Below are 16,494 nucleotides of genomic sequence, written 5' to 3' on the forward strand. Positions count from 1 at the left end.
CTGGTGTCCGATGATATGGTCCGGCAGGGTTCTGTTGCGTTGACAAAATCTGGAGCCCGACCAAGCCGGATGAAAGTCATTGTCTGGCGTGATCAGCACAGTGTTGCTCCCTTTCTGGCGGGTGGAAAGGCTGGAATCCCGCTTCGCGTTGTTGCATCCCATGACCACCATCCGTCTGCTCCAAAAGTTATGTTGTAGTAGTTTTCCTTCTCGGCTCGTCTGGCAGTGTAGGCCTCGTCCGTACGGCCGAAAACTTCCATTGGATATCCGGCACTCCGCGCGGTGTCCTGCAGGATGAAGTCGGGGAAAACGAGATCCCGTTCCGCGTCGAAACGCAGTGGTTTTTCGAATGCGCGCCCCGCTGCCACGAGGGCATCGGCTACCGCCAGTTCATGACTGCTTTCGAAAGGAAGCATGCTGCGAGAGACGGTCATCAGGGCACCGGTCCTGACTTCCGCCTGGATCCAGCCCCTCCACCGGCTATTGGGCGTTCCGATGTTTCGTGCCGTCACATAGAGCAGCGCTACAACGTGCGCCTGCCGCGCCGCTTCGGGCAGGGCGAGCGTGGCTGCCGCCAGTTGGTGCGACCGGGCAAGACGGTTCCTCTCGGCTGCAGGCACTGTCAGAAAGCAGCGGTAACCGTTGCGCTGGCCGCTCAGGGTCATGGTGAAATTGCCCCTGGGGTCTGGTTCCAGAGTCTCCACGAACCCGATCAGGAACAGATGGTTTTCCTTTCCTTCCGTCCGGACAATGGCATGGAGACGCCGTCCGAACCTTTCATGCCCTGGGGCGACAGGGCATAGAAGATCGGAGATCAGTCTGCCCTGCGCCCGGATCCGGGTTCCGGCTGAGGCGATCCGGCCCAGGGCAACCGTCGGTGTGCGGTGTCTGGCAAATTGTGGCCGCCATTCGGTCAGCCCCGCCCGTTCCCACAGGAGATGGAGCAGCCCGAGAGGCGTCATCCGGCGCTGTCGCGCCTGTCCGGGCCGATCTGAAGCAGGCAGCGGCGTGTCATCGACTGGCCGGGGTGGCCCCTTGCGGCGCAGGCCGATCGACAGGGTCACAGCGACATCCCCATCCTCACCCTCGCGAATTACGCTATTTACATAGCTGGCGCGCCCACTTTTTTCTGGATCAGGCTTGTAGAACGCGCATGTCTTTTCATGCAGCGGCCCTTCATTTGGCCAGACGGCGAGGTGAAAACTGTGACTGTCCGCCCGGTAACGGATCTGTAGAGGCAGTGCGGCCCCGCGATGCTGGCACAGGCATCGCGCCTTGTCAGAACGCTCCGCGCTCCGGCTCTCATCATATTTTGCCTTCAGGCGGCGTTCCCAGCGCTCCGGGTCACTCCGGCGCCATTCGAGCTGGAACCTTTCCCCGCCAGGAAGGATGATGATCGTGCCGGTCATGCCGAGGTTTTTTCTCGCAATATCCTGATCTGGGCGAGGATTTCCTTCTCGGTTATCCCGGTGCCAGCCGCGCCCTCCTTCGGTGCGCCTTTTGTCATCGCGTCCCTGACACCCAATATAAGCAGTGCCTGACGCCGGGCTACACCAGGCTGCCGGTCCACGCGGCGTTCAATGGCTTCAAGGCGTCCAAGCAGGTAACCGTCGATGGGAGGTATGGTGCGGGGCTGTGTCTGAAAACCGGGTTTCGGGGTGGAGGCAGCATCACGCAGCATATAGGAAAATGGTGTCAGCATGTCTGTTCTGGCTGCGTGTTCATTCCCTTCATCGTCATTGGCGGTCGTAACCCGGCGTGGTGTGGCGGCGACTGCTGCACCAATTTGTGCAAAATTGCGCAGGATGTCTTTAGAACCTGAACCGAGGCGGTCGACTGCTTCCTGGAGTGCGTGAACATCCGGTTCGTCGTGTACCATGGTCAGCTCAGACTGAAACAGGCCGCCTTCGATCGTCGCGAGGAGGGCGAGCAACTGCTGGTCCGGGGGCACCCGATTCAGGTCCAGCGGCGCTGCAAGCATGACCGGCTGGGCCATGCGGATCGCGCCTGACCGCCCATTGACGGCGGCAAAGAACGTCTTCGAATGGACGATGCGACCGGCATACATCGTTATGGCCTCGCCCTCGATGAGCGACTGAAGGTCTGCCCAGGGAATACGGGCGACTTCCCGGACTTCGGCACCCCGTCCTTCCCGGTAACTTCCCGCGGAGTTGCCTTCGAAATGCGTGGCCTGACTGACCTCGATCCGATCGGACTGCTTTTCGATCCACTCGCGCGTGCGCATGGCATCCTGCAGGCGCATGGCGTGGGTAAGGTTGGCGTTGCCGAGCAGGGTAAAGGCTTTGTCGCCGATGCGTGTCGTGAGACCCGGAAGATCCTGAAACCCCAGCCAGAACATGCAGTTCAGGCCGCGTCCCATGGCCAGCTGCCGGTCCATGCCGTCCGTGACGTAGGCGGAGAGTTCATCGTAGAAAAAATGGAACGGCGCGTCGCCGCTGCCTGCCTTGAGCTTGAAGACCTGCTCGGCGGGGCCGTCGAGGCGGGCGCCAAGAAGCTGGGCCATGACGCCGCGACCGGCCGCGACCACGATCTTGCCCAGTCCGGCCAGCGTATCCGAGGAATTCTCCAGCGCGGGCAGCGTGACGACGAGAATGCGGCGGTTCAGCACCACATCGCGCATATCGATGTCGGGCGTCTGGGCGCGGAAGATATGCCCGAGACTGACGCCAAGCTGCGTGAAGACCCGGGTGAAATACATCTTGGCGTAGCCATGCTGTTCGCTCGGTTTGTTTTCTTTCTGTTCATTCCACGCCAGAGAGGAATCATACCCCGGCAGTTCGCCCAGATAGGCCTGGGCCGGATAGAGGATATCGTCGGGAATTTCGGGAACGCTGATCTCGATGGGATGATCGGAGCCGGGATTGCGGATCAGGAATACGCGATGCCGGGCCAGCGTGCCGATCCAGCGCAGTTCCATGGCATAGCGCATGGTCTCGATGTTGATCGGCACGCCGTGCGTGTCGCGCATCCAGGTCAGCACCGGCGCGATCGTGCCGGCAAGGCCGACAGCACGATCCCGAAAGACACCGTTGGCGTCGTTGCTCGACGGCTCACCAAGCTGGCTGACCAGCATTTCACGGATGGCGTCGGCATTGCCGGTCGCAAACGGATTGAACGTATTGGACTGGCGGATGCCGCTTGCGGTTAGAAAGTTGAGATTGAGCACCTGGTCATCCAGCCCGAAGCGGCGGGCAAGCGCCAGCACATCGCCGTGGACCGTGTTGTCACCCTTGCCATCGATCAGGATAAACCCGGATCCATGCGCAAGCGGATTGGCGAGCAGGGAGATGGCGGATGTCGTTTTGCCCGCACCGGTCGTGCCTGGCACGGCGGCGTGCTGGCGTCCCGCGTCGGATGAAAGCCAGAGTTGCTGGCCGGTCAGTCCGTCCGTTCCAAGATATATGATGCCTGCCGCCGCCCGCGGCCGACGGGTTTTGGGATCAAGATCGTGTTTATCCTTCAGTCCGCAATACCGGGGCAGATGAAAAGGCAACACGGGTTGGCGGGTCATGACCCAGAGCGTCAGGCAGAGGGCGAGGGGAAAGGTGATCCCGACGATCGCGGGAGCCAGCACGCTGAGCCCTGCCAGCATCATGAGAGCAAACCCGGAACTGCTGGATTGCAACTCTTCGGCGATCCGGACCGTGAAGGGACGCGTATCGCGATAGGTAGCGCCGTGTTTCAGTTGCTGGTGGACCTGCGGTCCGCCGATCTCGCGCTTCACCATGCCTCAGTCTTCCAGCCCAAAAGGAGATTTTCCCGTGCCGATCGTATGCGGTACGGGCGCTGTTGGTGCCGTGGGGGAAACCGGCGCCGTCGGCGCTGTCTGCGCGCCACCTGGGGGGTGCGGATAAATGACGACGGGCCGCTGCGTCATGATGCGTCGTGCGGCATCAATTTCCGCGCTCGCCGGGTGACCGTCGGGATTGCCGACCACATTCCCGTCGACCGGCATGTGCTCGCCCGGGACATAGGTTGAGCGGACCCCTGGCGCGCCTTCGTCCGTCATGGGCGCGCCGGAGAGTGGGGGTAGAATTGCAGGCGGCCGTAGCATGCCAGCGGGCCCCGTGTCGGGAACAGTGCGGTCGGAAACCATGGCCTGACGTGTGCCGATGATCAGGATGGCGGCCAGTCCCCCAGCGATGAGCGCGGGCAACGCTTTTTTCAGGCGCCAGTGCCGTGATGCTTCCGGTGCCGGTAAAGTCGGGACCGCGCTGCTCGTCTCCATCTGCCCGAAATCAGATCCGAGATGGAGATGGAGGGGCTGTAAGCCTGTCCCGTCGAGTTCAATGGTGATGGGAGCCCGGCCATCAGCGTGCAGGATGATACGGGTCATGGGAAGATCCTTGTGCTTCGGGCATCGGGCGCAGGATGGCGAGTGCGTTCTCAACCGCAGGGATGTAGATCGGACGCTGGTAGCGTCGTTCTTCGCTCCAGTGCGCACGTGCGCCGGCGGCCTCGATGCGGGGATTGGGATGAAGGTCTTCGGCCGGGATCTCAGCAGGAAAGCCGAGTGAGTGCAGCGCGTACCACAATGATCGGTCGATGAGCTTCACGATGGCGAATGAGGAGGGGGCGAGCACGCCCGCCTGACGCCGGGCTTCGTGCAGCAGGGTCATGAGCGCGGTCACGCTCCATCCGCTGCGCTCGCAGACCGTATCGATACAGTTTGTGATTTCCTTGTCCTGCAGGGCAGAGCGGGCGCTTCGCACAACGGACTCTGGCACCGTGAGTGGCGCTAGCGGACCACGGGGACCATCAAGGCCAGCGTCGGCCAGGCCGGCAGAGAGTTCACCAAGCAGGGCGAGGGCTTCCCGGCGCCTCTGGAGGTAGTGCATCGCAAAGGCAACGAGAAGCACCTGTTCGACAGGGGACGCGGCGTGGATGCTGGACCAGTGGCGGCCCAGCTGGCGCGTGAACGCTTCGAGCGCGCCGGTTTCACTGCAGCGGTCCTGTGCATCGACAGCGAAGCGCGCGCCCCATTCGGCACGTGTCAGGGCCGGGTCCGCGGGCAGGGGGATGCCATCCGTGGGCGTTACAAGCCTGTCCAGTCGGCGTCGGACGAAGCCTCTCAGTGTCGGAAACATTTCTGCCTGGACCGCAATCAGACCTTCCAGATCGAGCGCTTTTGCAAAACGGCCGGGGGCAGCACGCCACATGCATAACCCGCCCATGAGCGCAATCACGATGGCCACCGGCCATTTCAGGGCATTGCCCAGGATCGCAAGGCCATAATAAAGCTGGATCGCCCGCACCAGGTCCGGTCGATATTGTGCGGCCCGCAACTGAAATCGCAGGTGCATCAGGTCGGGATTAGACGTATGCAGCAGGTTGATCTGCCCCAGCATGGCCCGCAGATAGAAGGCCGTGATCTGCGTATGCCACAGGCTCCAGGCCATGTAGCTAAACAGCAGGACCCCGACGATGATGATGATCGAGGAGAAGAGCAGATAGTCATCGCTGGATGACCATGGGACACGGCTCGTGCTCATGAACGATCGTCCCCGCGGTTTCTGGCCATCATCGTGAGGGCGATGTCGTAGAAACGCCGGAGATAGGCGTTGCCATGGCGTGGGGTATGAGAGTGATAGAATGCCACGGCCTGCCAGAGGTCGCCGTGTGCCTCGTGCATCGCCTGACCAAGGATCCAGGCGCCTGCCTCGATATTGGCGCACGAACTGTCGCGCAGGGCCGCATATGTTTGCGCGGGCGTGCTGTGCCATCGCCTCGCGATGCGATCGACCCATGTCGTGTTGACCTGCATCGGCCCGAGATCCGCCGTGCCGTTACCGTTCGGGCTGACCATTCCGGGGCGGCCGGCCTCGACATAGAGGAGGACGAGCAGCACGCCACGGGGCACGCCGGAGATTTTTGCCGAAGCCTCCAGACAGGCTGCAATCTGGCGGCCATTTTCTTCGATGCTCGCGGCACGGGCGGTCGTGCTGGCGGCAAAAAGGGGAAACACCCCGAGTGCCGCCAGAGCGAGGCGAGGGATCATGTCGCCCCCTGCAGGGTCGGCGCGACATCGGCGATCCGGCCATGGGCTTCGCCCCAGAAGTCGATCAGATGATTGAGGACCAGCGCGTCGTCCATCTCCGCAAGCCTCATCGTGACATCGATCAGACATAACATCACGACCGTAAATGAACCGGCGCGCACCGTGCGTACGGCATAGCCGAGCGCGCTGTCGGGCGTCCTGCTGACATCAAGGGCAAAGCCCGTCCCTGTCAGTTCCAGCCACAGGGCTTCGGCACTGATCAGGAAAACGGGCAGATAGGCTTCAGGGTGTGCCGCGTCAGCCGGTGATACGACCACCCTTTTTCCGGTCCCAGGGTCCAGCAGCTCAATCGGCTTGCCGATTTTGGCCAGAAGCCGTGTCTGCGCCGCACTGATCGCCGCCAGATCGATCGCGCTCATGAGAACCGCCTCCTTTGCCATGTCGGCAGGGCGGTGCGGACCGGCCCGATGAGGAAGCGTCGCATGGAGCGTATCGCGGCCGGCAGCGTCAGCCCGAAAAACGAGATCGTGCCGAAAAACACCACGCCGAAGACGCCGATCAGCAGGGTGGTGAGGCTCCAGTGTGTCACGGAGATGAGAATGGGAAAGCAGCTGCGGGCATCGAGAATGAAAACCCGGACAGGATAGGCCGTTGCACGCCACATCACGCGTCTCTCCTTTCTTCCGCCAGAGCGGTGTCTTCGGTGATCAGATCGGCATCAAGCAGTTTGCGGATGGCATTTCCGAAAGACTGGCCCTGCGCCTCGACTGCGTCGGCCACGACGTCAGGCCAGTCCGTTGGCTCGGTTCGGGTCAGCTTGCGGCGCAGATCACGGTCGAAGGTGAGGAATTCGCGGATCGCAACACGCCCCCCGCCCTTGCGGGGTACAAGACGCTGGTTGATGCAGAACCGCAGTGCCTGAGCGAGGGCCGAGACGAGGTTGTCACGTTCCGAGGGCGGACAGAGCGCGATCGCGCGCTGGATCATGAGGGAGACGCTGTCTGCGTGTAGCGTTGTGCCCAGAATACCGCCCATCATGGCGATATTGATGGCTGCATTCATGGTCTCGCCGTCCCGACATTCCGTGATGATGCCATCGCTCATCTCGCGGCGTGTCAGGCTGCGGGTGAACGTGGGAAAAGTCAGGGTAGGGGGGCGGATCTCCGTCTGGCTGATCCGCGAACCTGAAGGCGGACGCAGGTCGTCCAGCAGGAACTCGATGGGCTCCTCGCCAGTTGCCATGTCGCAATACACGGTCGGGTCCATGAGTTTTTCGATGGCGAGCCCGAATTGCAACGTGGTCTTTCCGGAACCGGTTGCCCCACCAAACAGGACCATGCCGCTTTTGAGCCTGTTCGTGTCCCGGATTTCCTGCTCGACCATCTGCTGGTCAAGGCTTGCGGGGCGGGCGGGGATCGGACGCATGACGATGTGGACGCCACTGCCCCGCTTGACCGAAATGGGCGAAAGATTGATCCGGAAACGCAGATTGACCTTGCGGTCCAGTGCCACGCTGTAGGCTGTATCGAGGATATGGCCGACACCAAGCATGGCCATCCCGTCAGAGGCATAGACATGGCCGACGATATCCGCCAGCGCGAGGGAGTCCGTCGCTTTGCATGTGGCATAGCGGATCACGCCGTGCACCTTGATCGTGACCGGATGGCCGGTCTTGATGTCGATGCGCGAGGCGCCGAGGCCGTGCGCCCAGCGAAGGAGGGAGTCCAGCCCCGGCGCGTTACGCCGTCGTTCCTCGACCCAGGCAAACGCTTTCCTGCCTTCATCCGGCCAGCGTTCGTCGGTCGTGACGGGGATCGTCATGTTCATCGGCAGTGCTCCGGATAACCGTAATCGCTTCCGCGACGGACGTGGCCCTGAAGCCCCGGCTGGCTCGCGATCCGGATCGTGCGGTCATTGAGGTGGAGGGTGTCTCCCCCTCCCACGGCGTCCTGGTGCTCGAACACGACGCGCGGTTCTTCGACGCGCCCGGCGTTCAGCAGCACCCGGTAGCGGGCCATGCCGGTAATGTCGCGCTGCAGACGCGACAGGTCGGAGAGGAAGATCTCGGTCGCCTGCTTTTCTCCATCTGCCCAGCCTTCGGCCACCCATTGGTTCCAGTGTGACACTTCCGCCTTTGTGCGAGGCAGGGCCGTGGCTACCGGATGATGCGGTTTGCCCCATGTCCGGACGAGATACGTGCGCCAGTCCGGGGGCGCGGATGTCAGTTGTGCCTCCCGGGTGATCTCGAAAACACATTCTGTCTCGTGCGCCACCTGACCGGTGTCATTGAGCGCAAAGGCCATCTGCGCCTCGGTGACGATAGGGGGCTGCATGAGGGTCTGGCCACTCCCGATCGGAAGCACGATCGACCGGAAATCATAAGTGGCGTCGAGTGTCTCCTCATGGCGCCGCAGCATCTCGTTGATGGCGAATGCCCGGGCGGCCAGACCGCCCTGCGCGCCGTAAATATGCGCGGCTTCCCGAAGCTGGGCGCTTCGACCGGGTTTCAGGTCATCGCCTGGCTCGTCATTGGGGCGGGTATTCTCAAGGGCCTCAAGAGAAGGTGGCGCTTCGCCGCCGACTACCTCGTCGAGCGTTGAGGCCCCTGTCACCGGTTTATTGATGGGATTGGCAAGGGCGGGGTCAGCCCCATCCACCTGATCCGCACCCGGCTGGGGCGGCTGTGGCACCGGGACCAATGTGCCGCTGCGAGCCGATGGCGGGAATGGAGACGATGTCGGTAGCCGGACGTGCTGCCCCTCCTCAATGACAACCTTCCCCGTGGAGACAGACGCCGCATGGGTCGGACCGCCTGCGGCCGTCACGACGATGGCCGAAGATAGAAAGAGCGCCATCTTACGCATGCCACGCCACCGTTATTGCGTGGTGAAGTGGGTCTACCGAGACCATGGCCTGATCTCCGGCCTGATCGCCCAATGTCCGCAGGATATCCACCACAGCAGCAACGCTGTTGGTCGCGACGCGCATTGCTCGGGGATGGCCGGTGACAGTCACGCTATAGCCAATCTCCTGGCCGAGTTTTGCGACGGCCTTGCCCAGCGGGCCGTCCCACACGAACCAGATCCGGCGGGTCAGGTCATCGGGGAGCGGGGGTTGGTTGGTAGATGCAACGACCGGAGACGGGCGGATGCTGCCAAGTTCCCGAAGATCGGTTGTGGTCTCTGCTATTGACCGCTGCAAGGCCAGTTCAGGATTGGCCATGCCGGTCGTCGCAATGGGAGAAGGTGACGACAGGCTCTGCGCACAGGCGCTGAGCGCCATGGGCAAAAGAAAAATGAGCAGAGAATGTTTCATGAGCTTCTCCGGATAATGGGAGTAGCTTCGAAGATCATCTTGCGACTGCTACAGCAAAAATTGGCTGCGTTGCTTTTTCTTTCATGCAGGCCCCGAGAACAGATTCGTGTCCTCTTTTGGGGTATGCTGTCGCCGGATTGACGCGCAGAATTGCGTGGGACAGGAGCAACCCTTTTCTGTTTTCGGCTCTGAACGTGAGGGGATCACCGGCAGCCATCCATGTTGCTGACAGTCCTACCAAGCATCTGATGTGCGCTGAACAATCTGTATCGATGGGACACAATGAGGTATGTCGATGATATGTAGCCGAGAGGGTAGAGTGCAGGATGAAGATCATCAGAATGGCCATCGTGATGGCGATCATTGCAGGCACGAGTGCCTGTTCGTCCACGGGTGATGCTTCCATAAAAAAAACAACCATCGCGGAAGTTGATCAGAATATTCATGATGGTGTGACAACTTCATCCCAGGTGCGTCAGATTTACGGTGAACCGGGGCAGAAAACCTATGAAGATGGTTATGAGGTCTGGATTTATAGTTTTACGTCCGGCAGGGAGGATGGTCTTTCAATAGCGCAGGACGTAGTCGGGCTTGGCATGCTTGGAGAAAGATCAAATAACAAAAGCAAGATGATGACTGTTGTGTTGAGTAACGGGATCGTGCTGAAGCATAGTTTTTCCACCTCGCATTTCAGCTCCAGCAGTGGCTTGAGGTAGTAATATCGCAGGCAGGTAATGGTTTGGTATGAATGTATTGATCTGGGTAAGGCATGCAGCAGGGGCTGACTATAATGAAGACGTGTGCCGCAGAACTTAAGTTGGAAGAAGCCCCCTGCATGGTCCGTAGTAGTGGAACGTGGTAAGTGCGTATTCGCATGTCTCCTGATCAGAAACGCAGCTATGCGCGCTCAAGACGCATACCTCCCTTTAAGTCACTGCATTGACGGGTAAGCAGTCCTTCTGGTGACGAAACCATGGGACCATGCGGCGGATGGCTTCTTCAATCTGGTCCGTTGCGACCGCAAAGCTGAAACGGATGAAGTATTTCCCGTCTACGGGGTCGAAATCAATGCCCGGTGCTGTCGTAACACCCGTATCCAGCAACAGGCGCTTGCAAAACGCCATGCTGTCATCCGTCAGGTGCCTGATATCGGCATAGATATAGAACGCTCCATCTGGTGGCGCGATATGGCGCAGCCCCATTTCGGGCAGGGTACGCAGCAGCAGGTCACGATTGCGCCGGTAGGTTTCCATATGCCCTTCAAGCTCATCGCGGCAATCGAAGGCGGCGAGGGCCGCGTGCTGGCTGAGGGCGGCGGGCGGCAGGAACAGATTGCCCATCCGCGCACGGGCGGCTTCCACCTTGGCAGGCGGGACAACCAGCCACCCCAGCCGCCAAGGCGCCATGCTGAAGTATTTGGAAAAACTGTTTACCACCAGCGCATTGGGATCATATTCCAGAATACTGTGCGCGCGTTCGCCAAAACTCAGGCCGTGATAGATTTCATCCGATATGATGCAGATCCCGTGCGCGCGACAGACGTCAACAATGCGCCGTATTTCATCAGGAGACAGGATGGTACCGGTGGGGTTGGCGGGACTGGCCAGGATCAACCCGTCGGGAGCAGGTTCAAGCGCGGCAATGGCGTGGGGGGTCAACTGGAAGCGTTCTTTTTCCCCACACGGAATTTCAACCGGTTCCATATGGAGCGAGCGCACGACATTGCGGTAGGCCACGTAGCCAGGTCGCGCCATGGCTACATGCGCGCCGGGCACAAAACTGGTCATGAGCGCCAGGACCAGCGCGGGTGATGCGCCACAGGTCAGGATAATCTGTTCAGGCCGGAGCGAAACGCCATATGTTTCGTGATAGTGCAGGGCGATCCGTTCCTTCAGGGGCTGGCTTTCCCAATAGCCCATGGGGTCTGTCGCCAATATGTGCTGGGCGCGTTCGATCGCCGCGCTTGGCGCGCCGGTGGAAGGCTGGCCAAATTCCATATGAATGATGCTGCGCCCCTGCGCGGCCAGTTCATGCGCCAGTGCGCTGATGGACAGCGCGTGGAAGGGATCGATTGGTGGAACAGGCATCATGACCTCAAGGTGGAAAATAGACTTATAGGGCGATGATCGCCCTGCGACCAGAAACTGCCCCTGGAAATCAGGCGGCCTGCCCACCGTTTTCTACGCGACGTGCCAGTTCCTGCCAGGAACGTGTTGTGGAGGGCAGAGGCTGTGGAGTTTACAGAATTCCATATATGATGCTATAAGGCACTTTATATGCCAAATATGAGTGATAGTAATGGGCTCACCAAAATCCCGCGCGGCTCTTGAGCGACTGGGGCGTGACCTTCGTGGCGCGCGCCTGCGGCGCGGCATAGCGATAGCCGACCTGGCCGCTCGTGCCGGCACGTCAGCAAGTTCCATCGCGCGCCTGGAAAAGGGAGACCCGGGTGTGGGGATCGGCACTCTGGCCGACGTGCTTGTCGTGCTTGGTCTTCTGGACCGGTTGGCCGACCTGATTGATATCCGCAAGGATGATCTGGGACTGGCGTTGGCTGCTGAACGTCAGCCTCGTCGAGGCCGGTCTTCTGCGACCACGTTACGCAGGCAGCAGGATAAGGATAAGGCCACGCATGGGGGAGCGGATGTTATTGATATGGACGGTGCTTCGTTCTGATGCCTGATTTCAGCGCCCATGTCGTTCTTGGCGACAGCCTGACTCCCGTGGGTCAACTGCGTTTTACGCAGGCAGGTCCACGGCAGTTTTCGACCTTCACTTATGATCCGGCCTGGGTCGAGAATTCTCGGGCCTTTGCCATCCAGCCAACCTTTCCCCTTGGCTCTGGGCCGTTTCATGCGGCTGGCCAGCCAGGGAACGTGCGCGATGCTCTTGCGGGTGTCTTTGCTGATGCTGCGCCCGACAGTTGGGGGCGCAGGCTTCTCGAGCGTGCCTACGGTAATGGGCTTTCCGAGTTTGAATATCTCACACTGTCGGATGACGTATGTCGGCAGGGTGCGCTTCGTTTCGCCGATGATAACGGAGAAATCATTCGTGGCGGCGCCGATGACATCATACCGCGTCTGGTCGATCTTGCCGCTATTACGGCTATCGCGCGGGCATATGAACAGGGCAAGGACATATCCGAAAGGGATATGCAGGCGCTCGCTGGTGCAGGTGGTTCGGGTGGGGCGCGACCGAAGGCCAATGTTCGGGACGGCGATGTGCTCTGGCTTGCAAAATTTACCTCGGTTCACGACCAGTGGCCAATAGAACGTATTGAAGTTGCCACGCTTCGTCTGGCAAGAGCATGCGGAATCCGGACGCCAGAGGTCAGGCTGGAACTGGCTGAAACGCCGTTTCCTGTGGCTCTGATCCAGCGGTTTGATCGGCGTGGGGCTGGCCGGATTCCTTATATTTCGGCGAGGACTGCTCTGGGGAAAACCGGAACGGAACTGGGTTCCTATACGGAGATTGTCGATTTTATCCGGACCTATGCCGCCGATCCCCAGGCAGAGTTCCGCGAACTCTTCCTGCGTCTGGTTTATACTATTCTCGTGTCAAATAAGGACGATCATCTGAAAAATCACGGATTTCTCTATGTGGGCGCTGGACACTGGCGGTTATCCCCCGTTTTCGATGTGAATCCAGCACCCGACCGTAACCCGCATCTGGAAACGGCGATACTGGAGGGCGGTCCGCATGATCGGTCCATCCGTCTGGCACTGGAGGCGTGTGAATTCTTCGAAATTACCCCTGCTGAGGCCCGGCAGATGATCCGCGTGACAGCGCGGCGAATTTCGGATGAGTGGAGATCTGTTCTGCGAGAGGTTGGTGTTTCCGGGGCGATGGCGCGTCATTATGAAGCCGCCTTCATAAACGATCAGATCGGGATCGCGCTAACGATCTGATAGTCACATATGACTGATAATATCGTATAATATGCCAGATACGACACATAAATTTGTCGAATCTATCCCTGCCAGACGCCGCCGCGCTATTGATCGAACAGCATGGTCAATATCATTGTGTCCGCAATGATCAGGCTGTGAGGACGTCAGGAGAATATCGGTCACTTTCTACCCAGTGGTAAATTCGAGTTCCGATTGTTCATCAATGGCGCGCAGGGTCTCGTACAGTCCTGCAGCCACGCCTCTGCCGCCTACGATCTCGTCCGCCAGTTCGTCCAGAACGCCGGCAAATGCTTCATCGGTCGCGAGACCAAAAACATTCATGCGTTCGCTTTTTCTGCGTTCGATCTCGCTGTTTGCTGTTCCCGAGGGAAATACGGTGGCAAGCATCCGCAGGGCCCGGGCAAAGTGGATCCGTTTGTAAAGGCGCGAACGGAGCGCCGTGTCTCCAGGCGTCGTCGAAAAAGACCAGAGTTCGATTGGCCCCAGGACGTTCACCAGAAGCTGTTCATACTTTGCTTCTCCGGCCGACATGTCCACGAAGAACGGCGCACCATTCTTTCCCGGACCCGGCAGTGCGTTGCGGATCACATAGGCGCTGGCATCGGACAGCTTGAAGCGTCGGATAAGGCTGTCTGCCGTCTCCTGATCACCGCATTTGAGGACCCATCGGGCGGTTGATATCTTGTAAAGGTCCTCGCTGAAGTCGGTATGGTTCTGTGAAATGAAGGCGAGTTGGACGTTGTGCTTGCGCCCCTCGCGGCCGTCGCGGACAGCCTGCTTGTCTACCTGGGGCGCTGGTTCGGTACGGTGCCACTCGTCGAAGTCGATACGTTTCGTCGTTTCATACATCTCCGTGAAACGGGCGAGATGATAGTCCCGCATGGATGGGGGCATATGCGGGTCGTCGGCATAATCGGGATGGAGAAAGAAATTCCGGGCCAGGATATGGCGGCCAAGCATATACATGAGCGCTGTCTGGCGGTTGGCTGCGGGAGAGCCGGAAGGTGCCACCTCGGCAAGATCGAGAACGATCACGCGCGCGTCGCCCATATCCAGCCTTGTGGGGGACGCCAGCATGGGAAAATTCTTGATCACGTTCATGATGTAGCGATCAAACGTGTCGATCAGGCTTTCACCAGTTTCCAGGGTGATCTTCGAATAGCGTTTTTCGATTTCCGGGCTGCGGGCCGCAATCAGCAGATCCTGCAGGACCGGTACTGCATGGCGCTGGGCAAAACCTGCCAGGCGGTATTCCCTGAGATTGACAAAGGCATCGACGACATCCCGCCACCATGTCGGATCGTCCTCTCCCGCATGGTGGGGCAGGCTGATGCCCAGCGATGTTATTGCGGCATCGACGTCGGGCTCGATCCCCGGAGTGTAGATTTTGGGCGTGCCCCCCTGCACCCCGGTACAGAGGCGGTAGGCTTCATCAATCACGTCCTCTACCAGATGGTCCATGCCCTCCCACGGCCTGCCATCCAGCGGCGTTGCAAGGAGCGAGATGAAATTCTGCAGGAAGACGCGCTCGAGTGGCAGGGGATATTCCAGCCCGACCTGGGTATCGAAGACATTGACCTCGAAGCCCGGGATTGCCTGCATCTTGACGTAAACCGCCTCGTGCTGGCGTTCGGGGCCAAGCGCGTTGCGTAGCATCTCGATCAGTCCGCGCGAGGACGGTCCGATGTCGAGCTTGCCGATATAGGGGAGCTTCGTGCCGTGGCTGCTGATCGCGGCGCTGCTGAGGATCAAGCCCAGCAGAATGGTATTGGCCAGAACGGATTTTCCGCCGCCAGGCGGGGCTACGATAATGTCTACGACGGATGGGCGTAGCCCGCCCCCGGTCGGATCGTAAGGCCAGATTGAACCATCGGGCTTGCGGAAGAGGATGGATCCTTTCTGCCACGGTGACGCACTGCGTGCCCACGGCATCATGGAGAACGCGTCACCGACAAGGGCGAGCGATGAGGTCGCAGTCGAACCGAGCGCCAGGGCAGGGACAGAACCCATGGCCGCCTCCAGCGGATCGCCGGAGATCCGCGTTGTCTTGCTGTTGCCCCACGCATCAATCGCCTGTGAGAGGTCCGACGCCTGCCGTCGCAGCTTCGCCTCTGCTCCGACCGGAGCCCAGGTTGTGGCGGTCATGCGCATCCGCACGGAATTATGGTTGTTTTTCTGGCGCTCGAGCTTGAGTGCGGCTAACGCCCGTCGAATGTCGCTATTTCCAGGGAACATCGCCAGAAACCCGGCTCCGGCTTCCTTGAAGCCGAAGGCGGCGCGGCCACCGCCCTCCAGGATCATGGCGCTACGCCATGGCAGTCTCTTGCGGCCGAGCACGCTGGACAGTTCGGAGAACGGGCGCGGATCCTCTGGGCCAATCGTCATGTCGACCGGGGCGTATGTATAATCCCCCACGGTCACGAGCTGCCCGCCTTTCGTTTCGGCGTCGGCATTGAAGATCTGGTCCCGGATCGCTGGCCAGAGCAGGCCCTGCGGATGTGGCTGCGGGTCATCCAGATCGTCGGGAAGCTGTGGCATGACCCGGTCACCCAGCAGGGTCGGTTTCCAGGCGGAGCCAGCCGTTTCACGATAGGTTGCCTCGCGCGCAATCTGCAATGCCTGATGTGGACCGAGGAATTCGCAGGAAATGTCGAACCCCTGCAAGGCGGCCTGGACGCGCGAAATGAACGATTCATGGCGGGCGGCCATGATATCGGAGCGCAGGGCAAAACGTTGGGTATTGCCCACGCGGGGAAACTGGGAGGCAAGGGTCCTGCGCTCCTCTGCCACCTGTTTGCGGTCCTCACGTGTCAGCACGCTGGGCCGGGTCCACAGGACGTAACAGGTGGCCTCCCAGCGCATGACGTTTGGCCAGCGCCGGCGCCTCTCTTCAATGACGTCCGAAAGGTCCGCTCCGATCTGTCGGGCTATGGACCGGCAGCCATTGAGGCTCAGGCGGTCAATCTCGATACCCGAGCGCTCGGGATCGGAAATATACCATCCCACAATGGCATGGCCACGTTCTTCAAGGAGACCCTGCAATTCTATACGCTGCTGCTCGGCGAGCGCTTCCACTTCCTGCCGCGTGCACATGCGACGCAGGCCATTGATGCGCAGTACGGAGACATATTCACCGCGTTTGGTGATGAGATGGTCCCCGTGCGTACTTTCCACATCGCAGAATGAGGCAAGGGGCTGGCGCAGCCCGAGGCTGATGCCGGCCAGCAGACTGGAAAGAATACCGCCCAT

Annotated in this window: 15 protein-coding genes; 3 read left to right on the forward strand and 12 right to left on the reverse strand. The window is 60.3% G+C overall.

Annotation, left to right across the window (positions count from 1 at the left end; translation table 11 throughout):
- Positions 1-92: 92 nt before the first annotated feature.
- The 10 genes from OQZ28_RS13695 to OQZ28_RS13740 are packed head-to-tail and all read right to left on the reverse strand — an operon-like array spanning position 93 to position 9,334.
- Positions 93-1,409 (reverse strand): DUF1173 family protein, encoded by a 1,317-nt coding sequence (locus OQZ28_RS13695; RefSeq protein ID WP_217420046.1) that lies wholly within the window; start codon positions 1,407-1,409, stop codon positions 93-95.
- Positions 1,406-3,748, reverse strand: coding sequence for a type IV secretory system conjugative DNA transfer family protein (locus OQZ28_RS13700; protein WP_217420047.1), 2,343 nt, complete (start codon positions 3,746-3,748; stop codon positions 1,406-1,408). Before OQZ28_RS13700 ends, OQZ28_RS13695 begins: the two co-directional genes overlap by 4 nt.
- A gap of 3 nt (positions 3,749-3,751) precedes the next feature.
- Positions 3,752-4,357, reverse strand: a complete 606-nt coding sequence (locus OQZ28_RS13705) for a hypothetical protein (protein ID WP_026018810.1) — start codon at positions 4,355-4,357, stop codon at positions 3,752-3,754.
- Positions 4,332-5,513 carry a secretion/conjugation apparatus DotM-related subunit gene (locus OQZ28_RS13710; RefSeq protein ID WP_217420048.1) on the reverse strand — a complete coding sequence of 394 codons (1,182 nt, stop codon included), beginning with the start codon at positions 5,511-5,513 and terminating at the stop codon, positions 4,332-4,334. Before OQZ28_RS13710 ends, OQZ28_RS13705 begins: the two co-directional genes overlap by 26 nt.
- Positions 5,510-6,019, reverse strand: a complete 510-nt coding sequence (locus OQZ28_RS13715; protein ID WP_129552107.1) for a lytic transglycosylase domain-containing protein — start codon at positions 6,017-6,019, stop codon at positions 5,510-5,512. The genes OQZ28_RS13710 and OQZ28_RS13715 overlap by 4 nt, the downstream gene beginning before the upstream one ends.
- A complete protein-coding gene (locus OQZ28_RS13720) occupies positions 6,016-6,438 on the reverse strand; it encodes a hypothetical protein (RefSeq protein WP_129552106.1) in 423 nt (140 codons plus the stop codon). The genes OQZ28_RS13715 and OQZ28_RS13720 overlap by 4 nt, the downstream gene beginning before the upstream one ends.
- Positions 6,435-6,683: an IcmT/TraK family protein gene (gene icmT / locus OQZ28_RS13725; RefSeq protein ID WP_010511855.1), complete on the reverse strand. Its 249-nt coding sequence runs from the start codon at positions 6,681-6,683 to the stop codon at positions 6,435-6,437. Before icmT ends, OQZ28_RS13720 begins: the two co-directional genes overlap by 4 nt.
- A complete protein-coding gene (locus tag OQZ28_RS13730; protein ID WP_217420049.1) occupies positions 6,683-7,846 on the reverse strand; it encodes a type IV pilus twitching motility protein PilT in 1,164 nt (387 codons plus the stop codon). The genes icmT and OQZ28_RS13730 overlap by 1 nt, the downstream gene beginning before the upstream one ends.
- Positions 7,843-8,883, reverse strand: coding sequence for a type IV secretory system conjugative DNA transfer family protein (locus OQZ28_RS13735; RefSeq protein WP_217420050.1), 1,041 nt, complete (start codon positions 8,881-8,883; stop codon positions 7,843-7,845). The genes OQZ28_RS13730 and OQZ28_RS13735 overlap by 4 nt, the downstream gene beginning before the upstream one ends.
- A complete protein-coding gene (locus tag OQZ28_RS13740; protein ID WP_217420051.1) occupies positions 8,876-9,334 on the reverse strand; it encodes a DotD/TraH family lipoprotein in 459 nt (152 codons plus the stop codon). The genes OQZ28_RS13735 and OQZ28_RS13740 overlap by 8 nt, the downstream gene beginning before the upstream one ends.
- Positions 9,335-9,660: 326 nt before the next feature.
- Between OQZ28_RS13740 and OQZ28_RS13745 the strand changes: the two genes are divergently transcribed.
- Positions 9,661-10,050: a hypothetical protein gene (locus OQZ28_RS13745; RefSeq protein WP_217420052.1), complete on the forward strand. Its 390-nt coding sequence runs from the start codon at positions 9,661-9,663 to the stop codon at positions 10,048-10,050.
- Positions 10,051-10,260: 210 nt separating this feature from the next.
- On the opposite strand, the gene OQZ28_RS13750 is transcribed toward OQZ28_RS13745, so the two are convergent.
- Positions 10,261-11,421: a pyridoxal phosphate-dependent aminotransferase gene (locus OQZ28_RS13750; protein ID WP_217420064.1), complete on the reverse strand. Its 1,161-nt coding sequence runs from the start codon at positions 11,419-11,421 to the stop codon at positions 10,261-10,263.
- Between the two features lie 211 nt (positions 11,422-11,632).
- Here OQZ28_RS13750 and OQZ28_RS13755 point away from each other — a divergent pair, with 211 nt between their 5' ends.
- Both OQZ28_RS13755 and OQZ28_RS13760 read left to right on the forward strand, forming a co-directional pair.
- Positions 11,633-12,010 carry a helix-turn-helix domain-containing protein gene (locus OQZ28_RS13755; protein WP_019087395.1) on the forward strand — a complete coding sequence of 126 codons (378 nt, stop codon included), beginning with the start codon at positions 11,633-11,635 and terminating at the stop codon, positions 12,008-12,010.
- The gene (locus tag OQZ28_RS13760; protein ID WP_010515531.1) at positions 12,010-13,242 is read left to right on the forward strand and encodes a type II toxin-antitoxin system HipA family toxin; all 1,233 of its coding nucleotides are present in this window, start codon (positions 12,010-12,012) and stop codon (positions 13,240-13,242) included. Before OQZ28_RS13755 ends, OQZ28_RS13760 begins: the two co-directional genes overlap by 1 nt.
- Before the next feature lie 168 nt (positions 13,243-13,410).
- Here OQZ28_RS13760 and OQZ28_RS13765 read toward each other — a convergent pair whose 3' ends face one another.
- Positions 13,411-16,494, reverse strand: a complete 3,084-nt coding sequence (locus OQZ28_RS13765; RefSeq protein ID WP_217420053.1) for an ATP-binding protein — start codon at positions 16,492-16,494, stop codon at positions 13,411-13,413.

This window comes from Komagataeibacter sp. NFXK3 (assembly GCF_054182245.1).